This is a genomic window from Rahnella sp. AA, assembly GCF_002834385.1.
In the GTDB taxonomy this organism is placed as follows: Bacteria; Pseudomonadota; Gammaproteobacteria; order Enterobacterales; family Enterobacteriaceae; genus Rahnella.
Genome location: NZ_PITQ01000007.1, coordinates 22659 through 45635, shown reverse-complemented (window position 1 = coordinate 45635; position 22977 = coordinate 22659). Strand labels below are relative to the sequence as shown.

Here is a 22977-nt window from a genome sequence, read left to right as displayed (position 1 = left end):
ACCTATCGGTTCGAAAATAAATCACATAAAAAATTTGCGCGCTGAGTACTGATCAATTGTACACAATCACCCAACCTATGCACTAACAACCTGAATTACACGGCTTAAGGCTTCTTCGGGCTTTTCAGAATCAAGCCAATCGACACCTTCCCAACCCCGCAACCAGGTCATCTGACGTTTGGCCAGTTGTCGTGTCGCGCAAACACCACGATAAACCATTTCATCGTAATCGAATTCGCCAGATAAATATGACCACATCTGGCGATAGCCTACACAACGAATAGAAGGCAAATCTGTATGCAAATCGCCACGGGCTATCAGCGTTCGGACTTCGTCTTCAAAACCATTGGACAACATCTGACTAAAACGTTCCTCGATCCGCGCATGTAATAACTCACGGCGGGTGGGTGCAATCGCAAACTGATATACGCGATAGGGTAATGTTTCACCCGAAATTTTAGTCAGTTCCGTTAAAGTTTTACCCGAAATAAAAAAAACTTCCAGTGCTCTGGACAGTCTCTGTGGATCATTCGGATGAATTCGCATAGCTGCAACGGGATCTATCTCCCGCAATTGGTCATGCAGCGCTTCCCAACCCTGCTCTGCAGCCTGCTTTTCTATACGTTCGCGCACATCAGCATCGGCTGCCGGTAAAGGAGAAAGACCTTCGAGTAATGCTTTGAAATAAAGCATAGTCCCACCTACCAATAATGGGATCTTGTTTCGCGCGGTTATTTCTGCCATTTCGCGTAATGCATCACGACGAAAATCCGCAGCGGAATAGGCCAAAGCCGGATCAAGAATATCAATCAAACGATGTGGTGCTTGCGTCAACTCCTCCGCCGTTGGTTTTGCGGTGCCGATATCCATTCCACGGTAGATCAATGCGGAATCCACACTGATTAACTCAACAGGAAGGTGTTTCATCAGCGACATCGCCAGGGCTGTTTTGCCCGATGCCGTCGGCCCCATAATAAAGATCGCCGGGGGAGCGGAGTTTTTTTCAGAATCAGTCATGCTTAAAAGCCGCCAGCGCGGGCTGTAAATCAAGAGGTTGGAGAAGTCCGGACGGGGGCGATTTCACCAACTGCGGGCAAAGGCGCTCAACATCCGTGAGTAATTGTATGGCTTGTGAAATTGTCCAGACTTCGTGCTCACAGCCGCAGTGGCGGGCAAACCACATAGCTACCGCATCAGAAGTCACCTCCTGCTGAACAGCAAGGTAACCTAACAGATCAGGTATCAACTTTTGTAAATTTTGTTGGCGTAATGGTAAAGGTACCGCGCGAACCGTCACACGCTGTGAGTCAGTGAACATTTCCAGACCAAAATGTTGTAACAACGTCTGGTGACGCGCCAGTACTGTAATTTCTTCTTTACTGATCGTGAGTTTAAGCGGGATCAGTAAAGGCTGGGGACGAAGCCCCTCTTCCGGCGGCGTCAGTTGCGCCCATTTCAGCCAGCGATCGGCTACCGGCAGGGATAAGAGCCTCAGCTGTTTCCCGTGTTCCAGCAATGCGTACTCCGCCGAACAGACCGCCAGTACACGCCCGAAGCTGTGGCTATGCGCTTCGAGCGCCTGTTCAGCCAGTGTACGTGGCTCGGCGGCGGCGGGCTTAGCGGCCTGTGCCACAACGGGGGCGGGCCCTTGCAAAGAGAAATCCCCGGCAGCAGGCTGCAAAAGCTGCTGATAGGGCTTCGCCTCACTGCGGTTATAAGCCGGTTCAGAACTGCGGAATGCCGGTTCACGCGGAACGCTGCTTCGGGCCGTTTCAGGAAACACATTTTCCCGCACAGGCTGGGGCGTTTTTTTATCTGCGGGCTGTGAGAAATGATTTCCCCCTGCCGCCTGCCGGTTTTCCGGTTGCCAGCGCGGTGTTTCTTCCTGCAGCTGCGGTTCATCCAGAACCGGATTGCCCGCCTGTTGTAAAACAGACATCACGGCCTGATAGATGAAATCATGAACCAGCCGCGACTGGTGGAAGCGCACTTCGTGTTTCGCCGGATGCACATTGACGTCCACCTGGTGCGGATCGACATCCAGATACAGCACATACGCGGGCTGCTGTTCGTCTTTCAGTTGATCCTGATACGCCTGGCGGATCGCATGATTAATCAGGCGATCTTTCATCATGCGGTTATTCACGTAGCAATATTGCATGTCAGTCAGGCTGCGCGAACCGGCCGGGTCCGCAACCCAGCCGCGGATCGCCAGATCACCGTGGCTCCATTCGACCTCCAGCGCATGTTCAACGAACGTCGGGCTGCAAATACTGGCCAGACGGCGGGAAGACTGCGACGGATCTTTCACAGCACGGTACTGCCGGATCAGTTTGCCGTTGTGGCTGAGATTGACGGAAACGTCAAAACGCGCCAGCGCAATGCGGCGCACGACTTCATCAATATGGGTAAATTCGGTCTTTTCGGTGCGCATAAATTTGCGCCGGGCGGGTGTGTTGTAAAACAAATCCAGCACTTCAACGGTAGAACCCTGCGGGTGTGCTGCTGGCTTCACCGTCACCGCCATGTCGCGGCCTTCGGCGTACGCCTGCCAGGCTTCCTGTTGTTCTGCGGTACGTGAGGTCAGAATCAGGCGCGACACCGAGCTGATACTGGCCAGTGCTTCACCGCGAAAGCCGAGGCTGAGAATGGCTTCCAGATCGTCGAGGCAGGTGATCTTACTGGTGGCATGACGCGCCAGCGCGAGGGCCAGATCGTCTTTGCCAATCCCGCAGCCATTGTCACGAATACGGATAAGCTTCGCACCACCGCGATCAATATCGATATCGATACGCGTCGCGCCCGCGTCCAGGCTATTTTCCACCAGTTCCTTCACTACGGAAGCCGGCCTTTCGACAACTTCGCCTGCTGCTATCTGATTAGCAAGCTGCGGCGGCAGTACCTTAATCGGCATAGCGGCTCCTGTGAAAGACGGTCAGATAACCGCCCTTAAGACTGTGGAATAGTTAAGGTTTGGCCGAGCTGCACCTCGCCAGACTTCATGTGATTCGTCGTTTTGATGTCATTCATGCTGACACCATATTTGCTCGCAATGGCGGAAAGCGTATCGCCACGTTTCACCGTATGTTTTGTCGACTTTTTGGTCACTTTTGCCGTCACGGACGACGTACTTGCTGCAGAAGATGTGCGGGTGCCGGCCGGTACTTTCAATCTCTGACCGACCCAGACGCCATCTTTTTTCAATTTATTGAGGTCACGCAGCGCCGCATTGGTCGTTCCGTAACTGTTGGCAATGCCGGTCAGTGTTTCACCACGGGTGACTTTGTGAATTTGCGTTGCCCCGCCGGAAGCGGCGGTGGCTTCAATCGGGCCGGGCTGACTGACGGAAGAACTGCCTGCTGTGTTAGTGTCTGCCGCCGATGCTGATGCCAGCAGCGGACGGTTTTCTACCTTTGGGCCGTTTTGTATCGGGTGCGACTGGAAATAATTACGCAGGCCAATGTGAATGGCTCGTGCAATTTTATCCTGGTACGCGCTGCTGCCCAGCAGCCGCTCCTCGGTTGAGTTACTGATAAAGCCGGTTTCCACCAACAAAGACGGAATATCCGGCGAACGCAGCACGCCTAAGCTGGCGTGTTCCGGCTTAGCTTTATGCAAGGAACCGACTGTCCGCAGCTCGCGCAAAACGCGGGTCGCGACGTCATAGCCCACACGCTGAGAATGGCCGAACTGCAAATCCAGAACCGCCTGACTCAGATAAGGGTCAGACGCGGTATTTGCCAGCACATCACCTGCGCCACCAAGCAATTCTGATTGTTTCTCATGCTGTTCCAGCCAGTTACCCATTTCGCTGTTAGCGCGACGGTTGGACAGAACCCACACCGACGCCCCGCGCGCACTGCGGCTTGGCGCGGCATCCGCGTGAATCGAAACCAAGACATTCGCATTCTTCTTACGGGCAACATCCGAACGCCCCATGACGGAAATAAAATAGTCGCCGTCGCGGGTCAGAACCGGTTTAAACATCGGGTCAGCATCGAGCAATGCCTGGAGTTTGCGGGCGATAGCGATGGTGACATTCTTTTCTTTCAAACCACCGGCCCCAATCGCGCCCGGATCTTGCCCGCCGTGACCGGCGTCGATTGCGACAATAATTTTACTGTCGCTGGTGGAAACGGTCGATGAGCGGGAATTATCCGGCGCTACCGCAGTGGAAACCACTTTGGTCTGATCGTTGGTAAACGGATTCGATTTCGTCGACGCTGAAGCATTCGGTGAAGGCGTGTTCGTCGTGGTTGCCAGTGGTGCGCTACGGCGTGGCGCTGATATCGCATTCATCGTCAGCACAACGGTGTACAGGCCACCTTCTTTCTGTTTAGTGGCGTTGGTTCTGACTTTCTGATTGAGTTCAAAAACAAGACGCTGACTTTGCGCATTCGCAGGCGTACTGGCTCGCACACGCGTCACCAGATTTTGGCCGTTGAAATCCAGCGGCAGGCCTTTCATCACGCCGTCCTGACGGATATCCATCACGACGCGTTCCGGGTTATGCAGCGGGAAGAAAGAATAATCGGGCGAACCGTCGAAGGTAATCGTGACTGTAGATTGTGTTGCGCCATTAGAAACGTTGATGTTTTTCATGCCTGCCGCAAACCCGGAGGTGCTGGACAGCACCGCAAGCAGCATCAGCGCCGATAATCGTATCACCGTTGACGTTAAAAAAGAGGTAAAGCGTGAGTTCATCGCGCGGTCATCCTTGCTGTTGAACACGATGCAGTAAATTTATACCGGATTCAGAGACAGCCACCAGCGTAGCCGTGCGCCCTTGCTGCGAATAATCCAGCGTCAGTTCGATATCGGGCTCCGGTAAAACGCCCGCGCCCTGCTGGGGCCACTCCACCAGACAAATAGCATCTTGCGCAAAATAATCACGGATCCCCATAAACTCCAGTTCTTCAGGATCGGCAAGGCGGTATAAATCAAAATGATAAACGGCAATGGTTTCCAACTGATAAGGCTCAACCAGCGTATACGTTGGGCTTTTTACATTGCCTTTGTGCCCCAGAGCCTGAAGAAAACCCCGGCTAAAGGTTGTTTTACCAGCCCCCAGATCACCAAAGAGATGGATAACTGTTGAGCCTTCGCAGGCTTTCGCCAGAGAAGCACCCAGTTGCAGCGTTGCTGCTTCGTCGGGTAAAGAGAGATTAAGTTGATTCATTCAGTGGTATCTATTTCTTCAGGTCTGGATTAACTAACGGGGCAATCACCGCGATAAGATCAGTCGCCAGCATACCGCGCGTTCCCTGCCGGAGAGCGATTTCGTCCGCGGCTGCACCGTGAACGACAGTTCCCGCACAGGCCGCATCATAAACATTGAGCTTTTGAGCCAGCAATCCGCCAATAATACCAGAAAGCACGTCGCCCATACCGCCGGATGCCATACCGGCATTTCCCACATCTGCAACCGCCATTTCGCCCTGTTCGCTGGCAACCAGCGTGCCGGCACCTTTCAGAACAATTATGCCACCATAGCGTTCTGTCAGCTTTCTGGCAGAAAGTAAGCGATCACTCTCAATTTCCTTCGTACTGCACCCGAGTAAACGGGCCGCTTCACCGGGATGAGGCGTCAGTACGCGATTTTGCCGTTTCTGCGGGTTGATTGCCAGCAGGTTAAGCGCATCAGCGTCCCAGAGCGCCGGTTTATCCGATTTTTCAGCCTGTTCTACCGCCTGTTTACCCCAGTCGCGTTGCCCGAGCCCCGGACCGATGACCAGAACGTCTGCCCATTTTAGCCCTTCTTCCAAAGATCCCGCAGTGAGTTCCTGCACCATCAGCTCAGGCCTTGCCGTCAGCAACGGTCCGGCGTTTTCAATGTGAGTGAGTACTCGCACCAGACCTGCACCGCTACGTAGCGCGGCTTCAGATGCCATGCGGATAGCACCGGCAAAACCCGTATCGCCGCCGACCATCAGCAAACGTCCGTGATCGCCTTTGTGTGAACAAGGGCGCCGCGGGTGCAACCATTGCGCCAACTGTGTGGCATCCAGCCGCTGCAGATGCGGAAGATGCCCACCCAGCCAGCTTTGCAGCCCGAGCGGATCGCAATGTAATTTCCCGACGTAATCTCGCGCCTGGCCAGTCAGTAAGCCGGGTTTCAGGGCAATAAAGCTGAGCGTGTGCGTGGCGTGAACCGCCTGCCCGGCGGACTGCCCGGTTTGGGCATCCAGACCGGAGGGAATATCTAAAGAAAGAACCGGAACCGGCGTCGCGTTAATTTTGTCGATGAGCACATCGTAAGGTGCACGCGGTGCAGACGTCAGACCGGTGCCCAGCAAACCATCAATGATGAGATCAATATCCTGCGGCCATTTCGCGTCAGCAGCGTCAATTTCTCCGCCCGCTTTCTCCCAGCCCAGACGCGCTGATTCAGCTTCATCGGGCAGCGGTTTGTGGCTGATAACCGCCAGCAGCGTCACGCGAATGCCGGCCAGCTTAGCCAGACGGGCAACTTCATATCCATCGCCGCCGTTATTACCGTGTCCGCATAGTATCAGCCAGTGGCGTGCTTGCGGAAACTCGCGCTGAGCCAGCAAAAAAGCCGCTTTAGCCGCTCGCTGCATCAGGGTAAACAGAGAAATCCCGGTGTCCTGCGCTGCCTGACGCTCAGCCTGCCGTAGCCAGTCAGCAGAAAACACGGAATGTGGTAAACTCACCTCGTTTTGTTTTTCACGTTGGTTCGTCATGACACTCCCTCTCGATCTCGTTCAACTGGCTCAACATATCAAGCAATGGGGCCAATCGCTAGGCTTCCAGCAGGTGGGTATCTGCGATACCGACTTATCCGCTGAAGAACCCAGACTCCAGGACTGGCTTGATAAACAATATCATGGCGAGATGGACTGGATGGCGCGTCACGGCATGTTACGTGCACGGCCTCATGAACTGTTGCCCGGCACATTGCGGGTGATCAGCGTACGCATGAACTATCTGCCCGCCAAAGCGGCCTTTGCCAAAACCCTGAATAATCCGCAGCTCGGGTATGTCAGCCGGTATGCGCTCGGGCGCGATTACCACAAAGTGTTGCGCCAGCGGCTGAAAAAGCTCGGCGATATGATTCAGGCGTATTGCACTGAACAGCAATCCGGTCACAAACTGACTTTCCGCCCTTTTGTCGATTCGGCGCCGATTATGGAACGTCCGCTGGCTGCAAAAGCCGGACTCGGTTGGGTTGGTAAACACTCACTTATTCTTAACCGCGAATCTGGCTCATGGTTTTTCCTGGGAGAATTGCTGATTGATCTGCCGTTACCGGTGGATCAGCCTCAGGAAGAAAAGTGTGGCAAATGCGTGGCCTGCATCACCACCTGCCCGACCGGTGCCATTGTCGCGCCTTATACCGTCGATGCACGTCGTTGCATTTCATACCTGACGATTGAACTCGAAGGCGCGATACCGGAAGAATTCCGACCAATGATGGGTAACCGCATCTACGGCTGTGACGATTGCCAGCTGATTTGCCCGTGGAACCGTTATTCGCAACTGACGGATGAAGAGGATTTTAGCCCGCGGGCAGCACTGCATGCACCTGAACTGATTACCCTCTTTGGCTGGACGGAAGAGAAGTTTCTGCGCATCACCGAAGGTTCGCCTATCCGCCGCATCGGCCATTTGCGCTGGCTGCGGAATATTTCGGTGGCACTGGGCAATGCGCCCTGGTCGGAAGAGGTGCTGGAAGCGCTGAATTCCCGCACAGGCGAAAATCCGCTGCTGGATGAACATATTGAATGGGCAATCCGGCAACAAATCGAAAGAAGAAATGAACATCGTATTGAAGTGCAAACTTCGCAGCAGAAAAGGCTGATTCGTGCTGTTGAAAAAGGTTTACCGAGGGATGCATAACTCATCCCAAAGCACATTATTAGAAAAGCAATATTATCTGTGCATAAAAATAAAAATGCTTTGCCAATCAATTGCAAAAAAAAGAGCAAGTGATCGTCATAACGTTTCGTTAGAAAATTATATATAACAAAATCAAATAATTACAAATTAACAATATGGGCAGCGCAAAAAACGGGCAGTGTAAAAAAACAGCTAAACCTGTGGATAAGTCTGTTTAAAAAATTACTACAAACCGTGTATTGATCGTCTGAATCACGCACGAAATATGCATGAAAACGTTACGTAGAAATGAAAGTAAAATGAAGAAGAAAATTGGAGCGGGAAACGAGACTCGAACTCGCGACCCCGACCTTGGCAAGGTCGTGCTCTACCAACTGAGCTATTCCCGCATTGAGATGCTGATTGCATCCGCTGTAAATTTACAGCTTTTGAAATTTTTGGAGCGGGAAACGAGACTCGAACTCGCGACCCCGACCTTGGCAAGGTCGTGCTCTACCAACTGAGCTATTCCCGCGTCGCATGGCACTGCATTTTTTACATCTAAAACAATATTCTAAATTTGGAGCGGGAAACGAGACTCGAACTCGCGACCCCGACCTTGGCAAGGTCGTGCTCTACCAACTGAGCTATTCCCGCTCTGCGCACTCAACGAAATTCTTCATCGGTACGGGGTGCGCATTATACGAGAAATCCTTTTTGCCGCAAGCCCCTGAAAGCAAAAAAACGATTTTTTCGTTCAAGTGCTGATTAAAACAGCAAACCGGCGATTTAAGCAGCGAAACGCGATGATTTCATGCGCCGTGCGCTTTTATAAAGATTTTTAAAATAAATCGCCTAAATCATTCGAGTTGCAGGAAGGCGGCAAATTCCCGAATCCCGATGAGCTGACATCGGTCAGTGATTCGGGTGAGAGAGTGCAGCCAACGCATCTGCAACGTGAAAGATGACGGAGATTAAAGATTAATAAAATGCTCGCGGTAATACGCCAGTTCAGCCACGGATTCACGAATATCGTCCAGTGCCTGGTGCGTGTTTTGCTTCTTAAAGCCGTTCAGCACTTCCGGTTTCCAGCGGCGCGCCAGTTCTTTCAGGGTGCTGACATCCAGATAACGGTAGTGGAAGTACGCCTCAAGCTCCGGCATGTACTTAAACAGGAAACGACGATCCTGCCCGACGCTGTTGCCACAAATTGGCGATTTGCCTTCCGGCACCCACTCGCGCAGGAACTCAATCGTCTTTTGCTGCGCGGCATTATCGTCAAACTGACTGGCTTTCACGCGATCCACCAGACCGCTGCCAGTATGGGTGCGGACATTCCAGTCGTCCATCAGCGCCAGTTGCACGTCAGATTGGTGAACTGCCATCACCGGGCCTTCGGCCAGAATGTTCAGATGCGCGTCGGTGACCAGCGTCGCAATCTCAATAATGCGGTCGCGTTCAGGATCCAGGCCCGTCATCTCCAGGTCTATCCAAATCAAATTCGAGTCATTTGCAGCCATGATGTGTCCTATTACAATGAAAGAGATATAGCTGGTATCATAGACGTTTTGGTCGCACCGAGCGATTAAAGCCAGTCAAGTGAGGCGCAGTGACTAAGTCAAAACTGTCTAAAGGGCAACAACGTCGCGTTCAGACTAACCACCAGCGTCGTCTGACACAGACCGACAAACGGAAAGAGCTGGACGATTCTCTGCACGGCGAACCGCAGGACGGCATCGTCATCAGCCGTTTCGGGATGCATGCGGACGTTGAAGCGGCCGACGGCAGCCAGCACCGTTGCAACATCCGCCGTACCATCCGATCACTGGTCACCGGTGACCGCGTCGTCTGGCGCAAAGGCGAAAACGACAGCGTTAAAGGTATCGTTGAGGCGGTACATGAGCGCACGTCCGTCCTGACGCGTCCTGATTTCTACGACGGCGTGAAACCTATCGCCGCCAACATCGACCAGATCGTCATTGTTTCCGCCATCCTGCCGGAGCTGTCGCTGAACATTATCGACCGCTATCTGGTGGCCTGTGAAACCGTAGAAGTTGAGCCGCTGATCGTGCTCAATAAAATCGACCTGCTCGACGATGAAGGCCGTAAGTTCGTCGAGGGCATGATGGACATCTATCGCAAGATTAATTATCGCGTGCTAGAAGTCTCAAGCCAGACCGGCGAAGGCATGCCGGCGTTTGAAACGGCGCTGACCGACCGTATCAGTATTTTTGCAGGCCAGTCCGGCGTAGGGAAATCCAGCCTGCTGAATGCCCTGTTGCCACCGGATGAAAAGAAAATTCTGGTGAACGAGGTCTCCGACAACTCGGGTCTGGGCCAGCACACCACCACTGCGGCGCGCCTTTATCACTTCCAGCACGGCGGCGATGTTATCGACTCTCCTGGGGTGCGTGAATTTGGCCTGTGGCATCTCGCGCCAGAACAAATCACACAAGGCTTTGTCGAATTCCGTCCTTTCCTCGGCTATTGCAAATTCCGTGACTGCAAGCACGGCAGCGATCCGGGCTGTGCAATTCGTGATGCGGTCGATCGCGGCGAGATCGCCGAAGAACGTTTCGACAACTACCACCGCATTCTGGAGAGTATGGAAGACGTAAAAACGCGTAAAAACTTCGACGCGCTTTAATGTTAAACCATTGAGCTAAAAGGTTAAGGGTAAACGGGTGAAGTTAATGGAAGTTGAACCGATGATTTCACCCCGTTACAATCCCCCGCCATAAATCACTGTGGGGCCGTCGATAAAACGGCCTCCTGCAAAATGGCCGGTTAAACACTGGCCATTCATACCATCCAAGAGGTTTTCCCGTGCTGGACAGTATCAAAATCAAACTCCAATATTTACTTCCTAAACAAGGATTAACCCGTCTGGCAGGCTGGGGCGCAGATAAACGCGCGGCCACGCTGACACATTGGGTCATCAAAGCTTTCGCGCGTTTCTACAGCGTGGACATGAAAGAAGCGCAAAATCCGGATCTCAAATCTTACGCCACCTTCAATGAATTCTTCGTGCGCCCGCTGCGTGATGGCGTGCGTCCGGTGGTCAGCGGCCTCGACATGCTTTGCCTGCCCGCCGATGGCGCAGTCAGCCAGTTAGGTGCGATTACCGACGGTAAACTGTTCCAGGCAAAGGGTCATTTTTACAGCCTCGAAGCATTGCTGGCCGGGAATTACCTGCTGGCTGAAAAATTCAAAGAAGGCCAGTTCGCCACGATTTATCTGGCCCCACGTGACTATCACCGCGTCCATATGCCGTGCGACGGCGTGCTGCGCGAAATGATTTATGTGCCCGGCGATTTGTTCTCCGTGAATCCGCTGACGGCGGCCAACGTCCCGAACCTGTTTGCCCGTAACGAACGCGTCATTTGCGTATTTGATACTGAATTTGGCCCAATGGTGCAGATTCTGGTCGGCGCGACCATCGTCGGCAGCATCGAAACCGTGTGGGCAGGCTGCGTCACGCCGCCGCGCGAAGGTATCATCAAGCGCTGGACATACCCGGCTACTGGCGAAGAAGGCGCGATTACGCTGGAAAAAGGCCAGGAAATGGGACGTTTCAAACTGGGGTCAACCGTGATCAATCTGTTTACAGCAAACCAGATCCGCTTTATGCCACAACTGAGCAACGGCACCGTCACCCGTATGGGCGAACCGTTTGCTGAAGCACTGCGTACACCGGCAACAGCGGAACCTGCGGTACCAGAAGCAATTGTCACTCCGCAAGCACCTGTCATCGCAGAAACGCCGGCCGGTGTGGCCACAGCTGAACCCCAAGCGCCTAAAGACTACTGAGTACGCGTTAAACCACTGAAAAGGAAGTGACCGAGTGCGCCTGATCCCTGCCCTGCTGATGAGTTTATTGCTGTCCCTGCCTCTGGTAGCGACAGCAACCCCGACCGAAGATCAGCTCAAACAAGAGCTGAAACAGGCGGAAGCCAATAAAGAAATGGCCAATCAGACGCAGGTCGTTGAGGCACTGCAAAGTGCACTCAACTGGCTGAATGAGATGAATGTTTCGGCCGGGCGCACTACGCAATACCAGACGGTCATCGACGATTTTCCAAAACTGACGCAGGCGCTGCGCCTCGAATTGCAAAACCAGCCAGAGAAGCCACCGGCTGTGGATGACAGCATTCCTGCCGCTGAGCTTGAGCAGCAGATTTTGCAGGTGAGCAGCCAGCAGTTAGAAGCAACACGCCAGCTGCGTCAGGAACAGGATCGCTTCCGCGATATCAGCGACTCAGTCAGCCAGATCCCACAGCAACAATCGGAAGCCCGCAATGCGCTCAGCGATATTGAGCAGCGTATGCAGGCAGCAACGGCGGCGGCGTCTTCACCGCTCGCACAGGCGCAGCTCAGCGCACTTCAGGCCGAATCGGCGGCGCGTAAAGCCAAAGTAGATGAACTGGAGCTGGCACAGCTTTCTTCCAACAACCGGCAGGAACTATCAAGACTTCGCGCCGATTTATACAAAAAACGCGCCGATTTCCTCGATCAGCAGTTACAGGCTTTACGTAATATGCTCAATAGCCAGCGCCAGCGCGAAGCTGAACAGGCACTGGAAAAAACCGAGCTATTAGCCGAACAAAGCGGTGAGCTTCCGCATTCCATCAGCCAGCAGTTACAGTCGAACCGCGAGTTATCGCTGGCGCTGAACCAGCAGGCGCAGCGCATGGATCTGATTTCCTCGCAGCAGCGTCAGGCGGCGGCACAGACACAACAGGTTCGCCAGGCGATCAACACCATCCGCGAACAGGCGCAATGGCTGGGCGCGTCGAATCTGCTGGGCGAAACGCTCAGGGCACAGGTTTCACGCCTGCCGGACATGCCTAAACCGCAGCAGCTTGACCGCGATATGGCGCAACTGCGCGTCCAGCGTCTGCACTATGAAGATTTACTCGATAAGCAGGCTATTTACCGCCAGGGGCGTCAGGACGACGGCAAACCGCTGACGGCGGCGCAGCAAAAAATCCTTGATGCCCAGCTGCGGACTCAGCGTGATTTACTCAATTCCCTGCTCTCCGGCTGCGATACTCAAATTCTTGAACTGACCAAACTGAAAGTCGCCAACAGCCAGCTGGTGGAAGCGCTGAATGACGTGCATGACGCCGCGCACCGTTATCTGTTCTGGGTCGCCGATGTCAGTGCGATTGGTTTTTCCTATCCGGTACAGGTCGCGCATGACCTGAAACGTCTGGTGTCGCTCGATTCACTGAGCCAGCTGGGTGGTGCATCGATGATGATGATCACCAGCAAAGAAACGCTGCTGCCGCTGTTTGGCGCGCTGATCCTGGTAATTGTCAGCATCAGCTCCCGCAAACACTATTACGCGTTTCTGGCGCGTGCCAGCAGTAAGGTCGGCAAAGTCACCCAAGACCATTTCTCGCTGACGATGCGCACGGTGTTTTGGTCAATTCTGGTCGCCATGCCGCTGCCCGTACTGTGGGCGGCCCTGGGCTTCGGGCTGCAAAGTGCGTGGCCTTATCCGATTGCGGTCGCCATTGGCGATGGCGTGACGGCAACGCTGCCGATCCTCTGGGCGTTTATGGTCAGCGCCGCACTTGCCCATCCTCAGGGGCTGTTTGTCGCGCACTTTGGCTGGCCTCAGCGCGCTGTTTCACGGGCGTTGCGCTATTACGCCCTGTCAATCTGGGTGCTGGTGCCGCTGATTATGGCGCTGATTACCTTCGATAATCTCAATGATCGCGAGTTCTCCAATACGCTGGGTCGCCTGTGTTTCGTTATTCTCTGTCTGGTGGTGGCGCTGGTGACCCACAGCCTGAAACGCGCGGGCATTCCTCTGTACCACGATAAACACGGCAACAGCGAGAACGTCCTCAACAACACGCTGTGGTGGATGTTGCTGGGCGCGCCGATTGTGGCCGCGCTGGCCTCGCTGATGGGCTTCCTCGCCACATCACAAGCTTTGCTGGCGCGTCTGGAGACCTCGGTTGCCATCTGGTTTGTTCTGCTGGTGATTTATCACATTATCCGCCGCTGGATGCTCATTCAGCGCCGCCGTATCGCTTTTGAGCGTGCAAAACAGCGCCGTGCAGAAATGCTGAACCAGCGCTCCCGTGGCGAGGGTGAGGGTCACCAGATCAGTACAAGCAATGAAGGGACGATTGAAATTGAAGAACCGGTCGTCGATCTGGATGCGATCTCAGCGCAGTCATTGCGGCTGGTGCGTTCCCTGCTGACGTTGATCGCGCTGATCTCGGTGATCTTCCTGTGGTCGGAAATTCATTCCGCGTTTTCCTTCCTGGAAAATATCCATCTCTGGCAGGTTTCCTCAACCGTTCAGGGCGTGGAAAGCATGCAGCCGATCACCCTCGGATCCGTGTTGATCGCCATTCTGGTGCTGATTATTACCACGCAGCTGGTGCGTAATTTACCCGCCCTGCTGGAACTGGCGCTGCTGCAACATCTGGATCTGACGCCGGGCACCGGTTACGCAATTCTGACCGTCACCAAATACGTTCTTTTGCTGATTGGCGGGCTGGTGGGCTTTTCGCTCATCGGGATCGAATGGGCGAAACTGCAATGGCTGGTCGCCGCACTGGGTGTCGGGCTGGGCTTTGGTTTGCAGGAGATATTCGCCAACTTTATTTCCGGCCTGATCATTCTGTTCGAAAAACCGATCCGTATCGGCGATACAGTCACCATCCGCAACCTGACCGGCAGCATCACGAAAATCAATACGCGCGCCACGACGATTGCCGACTGGGACCGCAAAGAAATTATCGTGCCGAACAAGGCCTTTATCACCGAGCAGTTCATCAACTGGTCGCTTTCCGATTCCGTCACGCGTGTCGTACTGACCGTTCCGGCGCCATCAGAAGCCAACAGTGAAGAAGTGACACAAATCCTGCTTAACGCCGCGCACCGCTGTTCGCTGGTGCTGGATATGCCTGCGCCGGAAGCGTATCTGGTGGATTTACAACAGGGGATTCAGATCTTCGAGCTGCGTATGCATGCCGCCGAAATGGCGCACCGTATGCCGCTTCGCCACGAAATCCATCAGCTGATTCTGGCCGGGTTCCGCGAGCACGGCATCACGCTGCCGTTCCCTCCGTTCCAGGTCCGTATGGAAACGCTGCACCGTGCGCAGAATGGCAATAATGCGACGTTTACCAGCAGCAGTGGCAGTGGTCGCAGCGGTAACAGTTCACGTTCTCCGGGCGATTTGTAATAACGGTTTAAAAAAAGAAAGAAAATCCTGGCCTGAGGGCCAGGATTGGGGAAAACCGGTTCAGGCGCGTGTGACCGGGAAGGCCAGTACTTCACTCAGGCTGCTTGCACCCAGCGCAATCATAATCAGACGATCAACGCCCAGCGCTACACCGGAGCACTCCGGCATGCCGTGTTCCAGGGCGTCCAGCAGATTGTTATCGATGGGATGCTGAGGCAAACCGCGCGCTGCACGTTTACGGTTATCCTGCTCGAAACGCTGGCGCTGTTCACGGCCATCGGTCAGTTCGCGGAAACCGTTCGCCAGTTCAATGCCTTTGTAATACACCTCAAAACGCTCAGCGACGCGGTGATCTTCGGTGCTGATCTCCGCCAGAGACGCCTGCGTCGCCGGGAAGTGATACACGAAAGTCGGCTTGTCGCGGCCAATATGCGGTTCAACACCCATCGTAAACAACAACTGCAATAAGGTGTCGCGGTCTTCTTCGGTATCTGCAATGTTCGATAAATCCAGCTTCGCGGCAGCTTCACGCAGTTCGGTTTTATCCGCAGACAACGGATCCACGCCCAGATGGCGCGTAAACGCCTGCTGATAGGACAGGGTTTCTGCCGTATCGCAATCGAGCACCTGTTGCAGCAAATCGTCCACTTCATTCATCAGACGGTACATGTCATAACGCGGACGATACCATTCCAGCATGGTGAATTCAGGATTGTGATGAATACCGGCTTCTTCATTACGGAAGCTGCGCCCCATTTGGTAAATCGGCCCGCTGCCTGCTGCCAGCAGGCGTTTCATGTGATATTCCGGGCTGGTCATCAGATACAACGTCATGCCGTCAGCCGCACCCGGCCCGACAAAACGTGTGTCAAAAGGCACCAGATGGATGTCGGTCACCGTGGCCTGGCTCATGGCCGGCGTTTCTACTTCCAGAACGCCGCGATCGGCAAAGAAACGTCGAATCTCAGCGAGAATAGCCGCACGCTTCAACAAATTGGCGACAGGAGCACTGGGTTGCCAGCTTGCCGTTTCGCTCATGGTGATTTACTCCGAATTCAGAAAAGTCATGCAGTCTACCTGCAACCCTCAGGGCAAACAAATATCTCATTTTGCGAAGCAAAATACAGAGAAAGCCTAAACCTGCATTCACATCAAATTACCACTACTCCTCATTAGGTATAATAATTCCCTTACAAATAATAAGAATATTAGCCTCTGGAACAGCGCCTGTATGTTACCAGCGGTGGGTAAGCCTCAGATTCAAAAACCTTTTTCGCGGGTGTTTCAAACCCGATCTCATTGATGATAGTGGAGGAATGCAGTGCAAACCTTTAACGCCGACATTGCAATTATAGGTGCAGGTGGGGCGGGTTTACGCGCAGCAATAGCCGCAGCGGAAGCCAATCCCAACCTGAATATCGCGTTGATTTCGAAAGTGTACCCTATGCGCAGCCACACGGTGGCCGCTGAAGGCGGTTCTGCCGCAGTGACGCAAGATCACGACAGCTTTGATTTTCACTTCCAGGATACCGTTTCCGGAGGCGACTGGCTGTGTGAGCAGGACGTAGTGGACCATTTCGTTCATCAATGCCCGACTGAAATGGCGCAGCTTGAACTGTGGGGCTGCCCGTGGAGCCGCAAAGATGATGGTTCAGTCAACGTCCGTCGTTTTGGCGGGATGAAGATCGAGCGCACCTGGTTTGCCGCGGATAAAACCGGCTTCCACATGCTGCATACCCTGTTCCAGACCTCGCTGAAATACCCGCAAATTAAACGATTCGACGAGCATTTCGTTCTTGATATTCTGGTCGATGACGGCCAGGTTCGCGGCGTGGTCGCCATCAATATGATGGAAGGCACCCGCGTACAAATACGTGCTAACGCCGTGGTGATGGCGACCGGCGGCGCAGGCCGCGTTTACCGCTACAACACCAACGGCGGGATTGTCACCGGCGACGGCATGGGCATGGCGTTCCGCCACGGCATTCCGCTGCGTGATATGGAATTTGTGCAATATCACCCGACCGGCCTGCCCGGCTCCGGCATTCTGATGACAGAAGGCTGCCGTGGTGAAGGCGGTATTCTGGTGAATAAAGACGGTTACCGTTATTTGCAGGATTACGGCATGGGGCCGGAAACTCCGCTCGGCGAACCGAAAAACAAATACATGGAACTTGGCCCGCGCGACAAAGTGTCGCAGGCGTTCTGGCACGAATGGCGCGCCGGACGCACCATTTCCACTCCGCGTGGCGATGTGGTGTATCTGGATTTACGTCATCTCGGCGAGAAAAAGCTTCGCGAGCGTTTGCCGTTTATCTGTGAACTGGCGAAAGCTTACGTCGGCGTCGATCCGATCACCGATCCAATCCCTGTACGCCCTACCGCGCACTACACCATGGGCGGCATCGAAACGGATGCTCAGTGTGAAACCCGTATCAAAGGCCTGTTTGCCGTCGGTGAATGCTCATCGGTTGGCCTGCACGGCGCAAACCGCTTAGGCTCTAATTCACTCGCAGAACTGGTGGTATTTGGCCGCATGGCTGGTGAAAAAGCGGCAGAACGCGCCGCCGAATCCAAAGACTACGGCAATACCGATGCCCTCGATGCGCAGGTTCGTGATATCGAAAATCGCGTTGATGCGCTGATGCAGCAGGAAGGCGATGAAAGCTGGGCAGCCATCCGCGACGAAATGGGGCTGGCGATGGAAGAAGGCTGCGGGATTTACCGCACCACCGAGCTGATGCAAAAAACCATCGACAAGCTGACAGAGCTGAAAGAGCGTTTCAAACGCGTCAAAATCAAAGATACCTCCAGCGTTTTCAACACCGATTTGCTGTACACCATCGAGCTGGGACACGGGCTGGAAGTGGCCGAATGCATGGCTCACTCTGCCCTGCATCGCCGGGAATCTCGCGGTGCGCATCAGCGTCTGGATGAAGGCTGTACCGAACGCGATGACGTCAATTTCCTTAAGCATACGCTGGCCTTTTATCAGCCAGATTCCGCGCCACGTCTTGAATACGGCGATGTGAAAATCACCACATTGCCACCGGCAAAACGTATGTACGGCGGGGAAGCTGAGAATCACGATAAAAAAGATAAGGAGCAATCACGTGGCTAAAATGCGAAGCCTGAAGGTTGAAATCATGCGCTATAACCCGGAAACGGACAACGCGCCGCATCCGGTGGTGTATGACGTGCCTTTCGACGAAACAACGTCGCTGCTCGACGCGCTGGGCTATATCAAAGACTATCTCGCCGCCGATCTTTCCTACCGCTGGTCGTGCCGCATGGCCATTTGCGGTTCCTGCGGGATGATGGTTAACCGTGTGCCAAAACTGGCCTGCAAAACGTTCCTGCGTGAATATCCGCAGGGGATGCAGGTGGAAGCGCTGGCTAACTTCCCGGTCGAACGCGATTTAGTGGTCGATATGACTCACTTTATCGAAAGCCTCGAATCCATTAAGCCGTACATTATTGGCAACACCCGAACCGTTGCCGAAGGTCCGGGCAAGCAAACGCCTGCTCAAATGGAGAAATATCATCAGTTCTCCGGCTGTATCAACTGCGGTTTATGTTACGCAGCCTGCCCGCAATTCGGTCTGAACCCGGAATTCATCGGCCCGGCTGCGATTACGCTGGCGCATCGCTACAACCTGGACAATCGGGATCACGGTAAAGCTCAGCGTATGCCGCAGCTTAACGGCCAGAACGGCGTCTGGAGCTGTACGTTTGTCGGCTACTGTTCTGAAGTCTGTCCGAAACACGTCGACCCGGCCGCCGCTATTCAACAAGGTAAGGTCGAAAGTTCGAAAGACTTCATGATAGCGAGGCTGAGACCGCAATGAGGGAGGAAAATATGACGACTCGAACTCAGACCCCGGGCAGCAAACGTAAACCTTACGTGCGCGAAATGCCCGCCAGCTGGTGGCAACGTTCACCTTTCTATCGTTTCTATATGCTGCGTGAAGGCACGTCCGTTCCGGCAGTCTGGTTCAGTGTCTTGCTGCTGGCCGGTATTTTCGCCTTACGCAACGGGCCGGAAAGCTGGGCAGGATTTGTACATTTCCTGCAAAACCCGGTGGTCATGCTCATCAACCTGATTGCTTTACTGGCTGCGCTGCTTCACACCAAAACCTGGTTTGAACTGGCACCGAAAGCCTCCATCGTCATTGTGAAAGGCAAGAAGATGGGGCCGGAGCCGGTGATTACCGGTTTCTGGTGCGTAACTGCCGTTGTGACGCTGGTGATCCTCGCCATCGCGCTGTTTCTTTGAGGAGGCGACATGAAAAATACTCTTCCTAAACGTTCAGATGAGCCGGTGTTCTGGGGGCTGTTTGGCGCGGGCGGTATGTGGAGTGCGATTTTTGCACCAGTGATGATTTTACTGGTGTGTTTCCTGTTGCCACTGGGCTTTTTCCCGGGTGACGCGCTGAGCTATCCGCGCGTGCTGGCATTCGCACAAAGCTGGATTGGTCGCCTGTTTCTGTTGCTGATGATCGTGCTGCCGTTGTGGTGCGGTCTGCACAGGATCCACCACGCCATGCACGACCTGAAAATCCACGTTCCTGCCGGTAAATGGGTGTTCTACGGTCTGGCGATGATCTTAAGCATTGTCACGCTTATCGTGTTGATCCGCCTATGATCTGACAAGATCCCCTTCTTCAGCGGTCATTTTCGTGGCCGCTGATTTTTTCCTGCTTCCACCTTTTCTCTTTTCCTCAATTGTTACCTACACTTAGGTGATTACCTAAGGAAGGAACATATATGCGTATCTGGTCAAAACTCGGTGTGATTGTCACGGCTCTTTTATCGGTCGCTTGCAGCGTGACACCACCCAAAGACGTCAAAGTCGTCAGTAATTTCGAGCTTAACCGCTATCTGGGAACCTGGTATGAAGTGGCAAGGCTGGATCACAGCTTTGAAAGCGGGCTTGAACGCGTGACGGCCAATTACAGCCTGCGTGATGATGGCGGTGTGAAAGTTATTAACCGTGGCTTTAATCCTGAGAAAAACAAATGGCAGGAAAGTGAAGGCAAGGGGTATTTCACCGGTTCAACGTCACGTGCGGCGCTTAAAGTTTCGTTCTTTGGCCCGTTCTATGGCGGCTATAACGTCATCGAGCTGGATAAAGATTACCGCTATGCGCTGGTTTGCGGGCCGGATAAAAGCTACCTGTGGATCCTCTCACGAACCCCGACGCTGGATGACAGCGTAAAACAGCAACTGCTGAAAACCGCGCAAGGCTACGGCTTTGATACCAGCAAGCTGGTGTGGGTTAAACAGCCTTAAGTTTTCTGCCCTGCCAAAAGCAACACTGCCTGCATCAATGTGCAGGCAGACTTCTGCTTACTTCAAGTCACACGCACGTTACTGAGCACTTTTCTGAATGGCTTCACCACCAGCAGAGACGTCCTCCCCCACGCCACGCGTGGTATTGCAGGCTGTTAATGCGGAAGACAGGATAAGAACAGACAAAATTGCGAGGATACTTTTCTTCAACATATAAAATTCCTTCCTATAAGAGAATGTAAAGTACGACACACTAATTGTAGTTAACTTTCGGGAATAACAGATAAACAGGAAGGATTTTAGGAAAGTTGGTAAAACAAGGCTGAAGGGGATCAGCCCGCGTGTGAAATTGCGCCACCCAGATGCTGGATGTCTTCACCGAAACCGTGAACCGTGTTGCAACCGGATAACGAAGCCAGCAACATCACTGAAACCACGATAAACATCATCTTCTTCAACATGGAAAACACAATCCCATTCAACAGGTTGAGCCGGAAAGCTGCGACAGGCCTTAGCCCGTGGCAGCTTTCATCCAGCGTAATAAGTAACTTATTTAACGCGGGAAACGTATTCGCCAGAGCGGGTGTCACAACGGACGATTTCGCCGATCTGCACGAATAATGGCACTTTAACGACTGCGCCGGTGCTCAGTGTTGCTGGCTTGCCGCCGGTACCTGCGGTATCACCTTTCAGGCCTGGATCGGTATCAACAACTTCTGCTTCGATGAAGTTCGGTGGCTGGACAGCGATAGGACGGCCGTCCCACAGAGTCACGATACATTCAGCGTTGTCTTGCAGCCATTTAGAGGCTTCAGAAACAGTTTTCGCTTCAACACCGTGCTGCTCGAAAGTCTCAGGGTGCATGAAATGGTAGAACTCACCGTCGTTGTACAGGTAAGTCATGTTGGTATCTACAACGTCTGCGCCTTCGCAAGAGTCAGTAGATTTGAAGGTTTTTTCTACACGGGAGCCAGTCAGAAGACGGCGCATTTTCACACGTGCGAAAGCCTGGCCTTTGCCTGGTTTTACGAACACGCTGTCTTCGATTGCGAAAGGCTCGCCCTCGAACATGATTTTAAGACCCGGACGGAAATCGTTGCTAGAATAAGTCGCCATGATGGCCCTCTAATTTTAAACTGGTATTAGCCAAAAAAATGGCAAACATTGTAACCCTAAACACGCCATTTAGAGAAGATTGGTTGTATCAACTCGGCGATGTTATCACTGACCCGGATGAACTGCTTACTCTTCTGGCACTCAACGACAATGCAGAACTGCAAAGTGGCCGTGAGGCTCGTCGTTTGTTCCCGCTTCGCGTGCCCCGTGCCTTTGTAGCACGTATGCGGCACGGCGATCCGCGGGATCCTTTGTTGCTCCAGGTACTGACCGCACGCGAAGAATTCATCGCCGCGCCGGGCTTTACCACCGACCCGCTTGATGAACAACGAAGCGTTGTCCCGGGTCTGTTGCACAAGTATAGCAATCGCGCCCTGCTACTGGTGAAAGGCGGCTGTGCGGTGAATTGCCGCTACTGCTTCCGCCGCCACTTCCCGTATCAGGACAACCAGGGAAATAAGGCCAACTGGGTTCAGGCGCTGGATTATATCCGCACACGCCCCGAACTCGATGAAATTATTTTCTCTGGCGGTGATCCGCTGATGGCGAAGGATCACGAACTCGACTGGCTGATTGGTGAACTGGAAGGGATCCCACACATTAAACGCCTGCGAATTCATACACGTTTGCCGGTGGTGATCCCTGCACGCATCACTGATTCTCTCTGCCAGCGCCTTGAAAAATCACGCCTTCAGGTGCTGATGGTGACGCACATCAATCATGCGAATGAGATTGATGACGCCCTTCGCACCAGCATGACGAAGCTGAAACGACATGGTGTCACGCTGCTTAATCAAAGCGTCTTGCTGCGTGACGTCAATGATTCTGCTGACGTACTGGCGGCACTAAGTAACGCACTGTTTGATGCGGGCATTCTGCCTTACTACATCCATGTGCTGGACAAAGTACAAGGTGCGGCACATTTCATGGTGAGCGATGACGAAGCGCGCATCATTATGAAGGGGCTGATGAGCAAAGTATCTGGTTATATGGTGCCCAAGCTAACCCGCGAGATTGGCGGCGAGCCAAGTAAAACGATTCTGGATTTACGTCTGAAGCAGGTGTAGAAAAATCAGTTGCCCGTAAACATAAAAGGGATGCCCGTTAGCATCCCTTTTGTATTTTTATCGTTCAACCGACTATGGGCACTTATAAACCTGACCAATCATTTTGCTGTCGACCGGCGCGAAGCTGGACAGGAAGTTCTGTGACGGGCTGTTGGCGCCATAAATAGTGTTGCCGCCCATCGCCGCCGCTTTGTTACGCAGGTCATTGGCTGCACCGCGCATGGAGCTGCCATCGCCGCCGGTGCCGGAGAACCAGTTGCTTTGAGCACCAGTCACTTCACCAAGCAACTGACAGTTTGCGCCAGGCTTATCGTCGGTGAATTTCACCTGCTGGCCCGCGACATCCAGTTGATGAGTGGTACTGCACCCGGCAAGCAGCGCGATAGCTGACAGGCCCAGTAACATTTTAATCCGCATCACTTTCCCCATTTGTTTTTGTAATCACACAAAGCT

General features: G+C 53.5%; 21 protein-coding genes and 3 tRNA genes. 10 read left to right on the top strand and 14 right to left on the bottom strand.

The window, feature by feature from the left end; translation table 11 throughout:
- Positions 1–75: 75 nt before the first annotated feature.
- The 5 genes from miaA to nnr are packed head-to-tail and all read right to left on the bottom strand — an operon-like array spanning position 76 to position 6704.
- On the bottom strand, positions 76–1017 hold the full coding sequence (gene miaA / locus CWS43_RS16950) for a tRNA (adenosine(37)-N6)-dimethylallyltransferase MiaA (protein ID WP_101078276.1): 942 nt from the start codon (positions 1015–1017) through the stop codon (positions 76–78).
- Entirely contained in the window at positions 1010–2914 is a 1905-nt protein-coding gene (gene mutL, locus CWS43_RS16945) for a DNA mismatch repair endonuclease MutL (RefSeq protein WP_101078275.1), read from the bottom strand. Before mutL ends, miaA begins: the two co-directional genes overlap by 8 nt.
- A gap of 35 nt (positions 2915–2949) precedes the next feature.
- Entirely contained in the window at positions 2950–4704 is a 1755-nt protein-coding gene (gene amiB / locus CWS43_RS16940; protein WP_101078274.1) for an N-acetylmuramoyl-L-alanine amidase AmiB, read from the bottom strand.
- A 7-nt stretch (positions 4705–4711) separates the two neighbouring features.
- The gene (gene tsaE, locus CWS43_RS16935) at positions 4712–5179 is read right to left on the bottom strand and encodes a tRNA (adenosine(37)-N6)-threonylcarbamoyltransferase complex ATPase subunit type 1 TsaE (protein WP_101078273.1); all 468 of its coding nucleotides are present in this window, start codon (positions 5177–5179) and stop codon (positions 4712–4714) included.
- 10 nt (positions 5180–5189) lie between these two features.
- Positions 5190–6704 carry a bifunctional ADP-dependent NAD(P)H-hydrate dehydratase/NAD(P)H-hydrate epimerase gene (gene nnr, locus CWS43_RS16930; protein ID WP_101078272.1) on the bottom strand — a complete coding sequence of 505 codons (1515 nt, stop codon included), beginning with the start codon at positions 6702–6704 and terminating at the stop codon, positions 5190–5192.
- Between nnr and queG the strand changes: the two genes are divergently transcribed.
- Positions 6703–7860 carry a tRNA epoxyqueuosine(34) reductase QueG gene (gene queG / locus CWS43_RS16925; protein WP_101078271.1) on the top strand — a complete coding sequence of 386 codons (1158 nt, stop codon included), beginning with the start codon at positions 6703–6705 and terminating at the stop codon, positions 7858–7860. The genes nnr and queG overlap by 2 nt on opposite strands.
- Before the next feature lie 313 nt (positions 7861–8173).
- Here queG and CWS43_RS16920 read toward each other — a convergent pair.
- The 4 genes from CWS43_RS16920 to orn all read right to left on the bottom strand — a co-directional run bounded on the left by CWS43_RS16920 (position 8174) and on the right by orn (position 9359).
- Positions 8174–8249: transfer RNA gene (locus CWS43_RS16920), tRNA-Gly, on the bottom strand.
- 49 nt (positions 8250–8298) lie between these two features.
- Positions 8299–8374 (bottom strand) — tRNA-Gly (locus tag CWS43_RS16915).
- 46 nt (positions 8375–8420) lie between these two features.
- A tRNA-Gly gene (locus CWS43_RS16910) sits at positions 8421–8496 on the bottom strand.
- Between the two features lie 317 nt (positions 8497–8813).
- A complete protein-coding gene (gene orn, locus CWS43_RS16900; protein ID WP_198555859.1) occupies positions 8814–9359 on the bottom strand; it encodes an oligoribonuclease in 546 nt (181 codons plus the stop codon).
- 89 nt (positions 9360–9448) lie between these two features.
- Between orn and rsgA the strand changes: the two genes are divergently transcribed.
- From rsgA to mscM, 3 genes are all read left to right on the top strand, one after another.
- Complete coding sequence (rsgA, locus tag CWS43_RS16895; protein ID WP_101078268.1) at positions 9449–10486, top strand: small ribosomal subunit biogenesis GTPase RsgA; 1038 nt, start codon at positions 9449–9451, stop codon at positions 10484–10486.
- Between the two features lie 179 nt (positions 10487–10665).
- Complete coding sequence (gene asd / locus CWS43_RS16890) at positions 10666–11649, top strand: archaetidylserine decarboxylase (RefSeq protein WP_101078267.1); 984 nt, start codon at positions 10666–10668, stop codon at positions 11647–11649.
- 34 nt (positions 11650–11683) lie between these two features.
- Positions 11684–15049, top strand: coding sequence for a miniconductance mechanosensitive channel MscM (gene mscM, locus CWS43_RS16885; RefSeq protein WP_101078266.1), 3366 nt, complete (start codon positions 11684–11686; stop codon positions 15047–15049).
- A 60-nt stretch (positions 15050–15109) separates the two neighbouring features.
- Here mscM and epmA read toward each other — a convergent pair whose 3' ends face one another.
- Entirely contained in the window at positions 15110–16087 is a 978-nt protein-coding gene (epmA, locus tag CWS43_RS16880; RefSeq protein WP_101078265.1) for an elongation factor P--(R)-beta-lysine ligase, read from the bottom strand.
- 283 nt (positions 16088–16370) lie between these two features.
- Here epmA and frdA point away from each other — a divergent pair, with 283 nt between their 5' ends.
- The 5 genes from frdA to blc all read left to right on the top strand — a co-directional run bounded on the left by frdA (position 16371) and on the right by blc (position 20341).
- Positions 16371–18170 (top strand): fumarate reductase (quinol) flavoprotein subunit, encoded by a 1800-nt coding sequence (frdA, locus tag CWS43_RS16875; protein ID WP_101078264.1) that lies wholly within the window; start codon positions 16371–16373, stop codon positions 18168–18170.
- Positions 18163–18897 (top strand): succinate dehydrogenase/fumarate reductase iron-sulfur subunit, encoded by a 735-nt coding sequence (locus CWS43_RS16870; protein ID WP_101078263.1) that lies wholly within the window; start codon positions 18163–18165, stop codon positions 18895–18897. Before frdA ends, CWS43_RS16870 begins: the two co-directional genes overlap by 8 nt.
- An 11-nt stretch (positions 18898–18908) precedes the next feature.
- On the top strand, positions 18909–19325 hold the full coding sequence (gene frdC, locus CWS43_RS16865) for a fumarate reductase subunit FrdC (RefSeq protein WP_101078262.1): 417 nt from the start codon (positions 18909–18911) through the stop codon (positions 19323–19325).
- Positions 19326–19334: 9 nt separating this feature from the next.
- Complete coding sequence (gene frdD / locus CWS43_RS16860) at positions 19335–19694, top strand: fumarate reductase subunit FrdD (RefSeq protein WP_101078261.1); 360 nt, start codon at positions 19335–19337, stop codon at positions 19692–19694.
- Positions 19695–19816: 122 nt separating this feature from the next.
- Positions 19817–20341 carry an outer membrane lipoprotein Blc gene (gene blc / locus CWS43_RS16855; RefSeq protein WP_101078260.1) on the top strand — a complete coding sequence of 175 codons (525 nt, stop codon included), beginning with the start codon at positions 19817–19819 and terminating at the stop codon, positions 20339–20341.
- A 78-nt stretch (positions 20342–20419) separates the two neighbouring features.
- Here blc and CWS43_RS16850 read toward each other — a convergent pair whose 3' ends face one another.
- The 3 genes from CWS43_RS16850 to efp form a co-directional block, all read right to left on the bottom strand.
- A complete protein-coding gene (locus CWS43_RS16850) occupies positions 20420–20554 on the bottom strand; it encodes an entericidin A/B family lipoprotein (RefSeq protein WP_013573744.1) in 135 nt (44 codons plus the stop codon).
- 119 nt (positions 20555–20673) lie between these two features.
- Positions 20674–20787 (bottom strand): entericidin A/B family lipoprotein, encoded by a 114-nt coding sequence (locus tag CWS43_RS16845; RefSeq protein WP_369825888.1) that lies wholly within the window; start codon positions 20785–20787, stop codon positions 20674–20676.
- Between the two features lie 103 nt (positions 20788–20890).
- Complete coding sequence (gene efp / locus CWS43_RS16840) at positions 20891–21457, bottom strand: elongation factor P (RefSeq protein WP_101078258.1); 567 nt, start codon at positions 21455–21457, stop codon at positions 20891–20893.
- Between the two features lie 38 nt (positions 21458–21495).
- On the opposite strand from efp, the gene epmB reads away from it, so the two are divergent.
- Positions 21496–22524, top strand: a complete 1029-nt coding sequence (gene epmB / locus CWS43_RS16835) for an EF-P beta-lysylation protein EpmB (RefSeq protein WP_101078257.1) — start codon at positions 21496–21498, stop codon at positions 22522–22524.
- 72 nt (positions 22525–22596) lie between these two features.
- Here the strand turns inward: epmB and CWS43_RS16830 are convergent, their stop codons facing one another.
- Positions 22597–22941 (bottom strand): DUF4156 domain-containing protein, encoded by a 345-nt coding sequence (locus tag CWS43_RS16830; protein WP_101078514.1) that lies wholly within the window; start codon positions 22939–22941, stop codon positions 22597–22599.
- Positions 22942–22977 lie beyond the last annotated feature (36 nt).

Excerpts from the sequence above, each read along its gene's own strand:
- mutL (WP_101078275.1), bottom strand. The coding sequence starts at position 2,914 with ATGCCGATTAAGGTACTGCCGCCGCAGCTTGCTAATCAGATAGCAGCA.
- CWS43_RS16830 (WP_101078514.1), bottom strand. The coding sequence starts at position 22,941 with ATGCGGATTAAAATGTTACTGGGCCTGTCAGCTATCGCGCTGCTTGCC.
- tsaE (WP_101078273.1), bottom strand. The coding sequence starts at position 5,179 with ATGAATCAACTTAATCTCTCTTTACCCGACGAAGCAGCAACGCTGCAA.
- nnr (WP_101078272.1), bottom strand. The coding sequence starts at position 6,704 with ATGACGAACCAACGTGAAAAACAAAACGAGGTGAGTTTACCACATTCC.
- miaA (WP_101078276.1), bottom strand. The coding sequence starts at position 1,017 with ATGACTGATTCTGAAAAAAACTCCGCTCCCCCGGCGATCTTTATTATG.
- epmB (WP_101078257.1), top strand. The coding sequence starts at position 21,496 with ATGGCAAACATTGTAACCCTAAACACGCCATTTAGAGAAGATTGGTTG.
- CWS43_RS16845 (WP_369825888.1), bottom strand. The coding sequence starts at position 20,787 with ATGTTTATCGTGGTTTCAGTGATGTTGCTGGCTTCGTTATCCGGTTGC.
- frdD (WP_101078261.1), top strand. The coding sequence starts at position 19,335 with ATGAAAAATACTCTTCCTAAACGTTCAGATGAGCCGGTGTTCTGGGGG.
- efp (WP_101078258.1), bottom strand. The coding sequence starts at position 21,457 with ATGGCGACTTATTCTAGCAACGATTTCCGTCCGGGTCTTAAAATCATG.
- amiB (WP_101078274.1), bottom strand. The coding sequence starts at position 4,704 with ATGAACTCACGCTTTACCTCTTTTTTAACGTCAACGGTGATACGATTA.
- orn (WP_198555859.1), bottom strand. The coding sequence starts at position 9,359 with ATGGCTGCAAATGACTCGAATTTGATTTGGATAGACCTGGAGATGACG.
- frdC (WP_101078262.1), top strand. The coding sequence starts at position 18,909 with ATGACGACTCGAACTCAGACCCCGGGCAGCAAACGTAAACCTTACGTG.
- queG (WP_101078271.1), top strand. The coding sequence starts at position 6,703 with ATGACACTCCCTCTCGATCTCGTTCAACTGGCTCAACATATCAAGCAA.
- epmA (WP_101078265.1), bottom strand. The coding sequence starts at position 16,087 with ATGAGCGAAACGGCAAGCTGGCAACCCAGTGCTCCTGTCGCCAATTTG.
- CWS43_RS16850 (WP_013573744.1), bottom strand. The coding sequence starts at position 20,554 with ATGTTGAAGAAAAGTATCCTCGCAATTTTGTCTGTTCTTATCCTGTCT.
- blc (WP_101078260.1), top strand. The coding sequence starts at position 19,817 with ATGCGTATCTGGTCAAAACTCGGTGTGATTGTCACGGCTCTTTTATCG.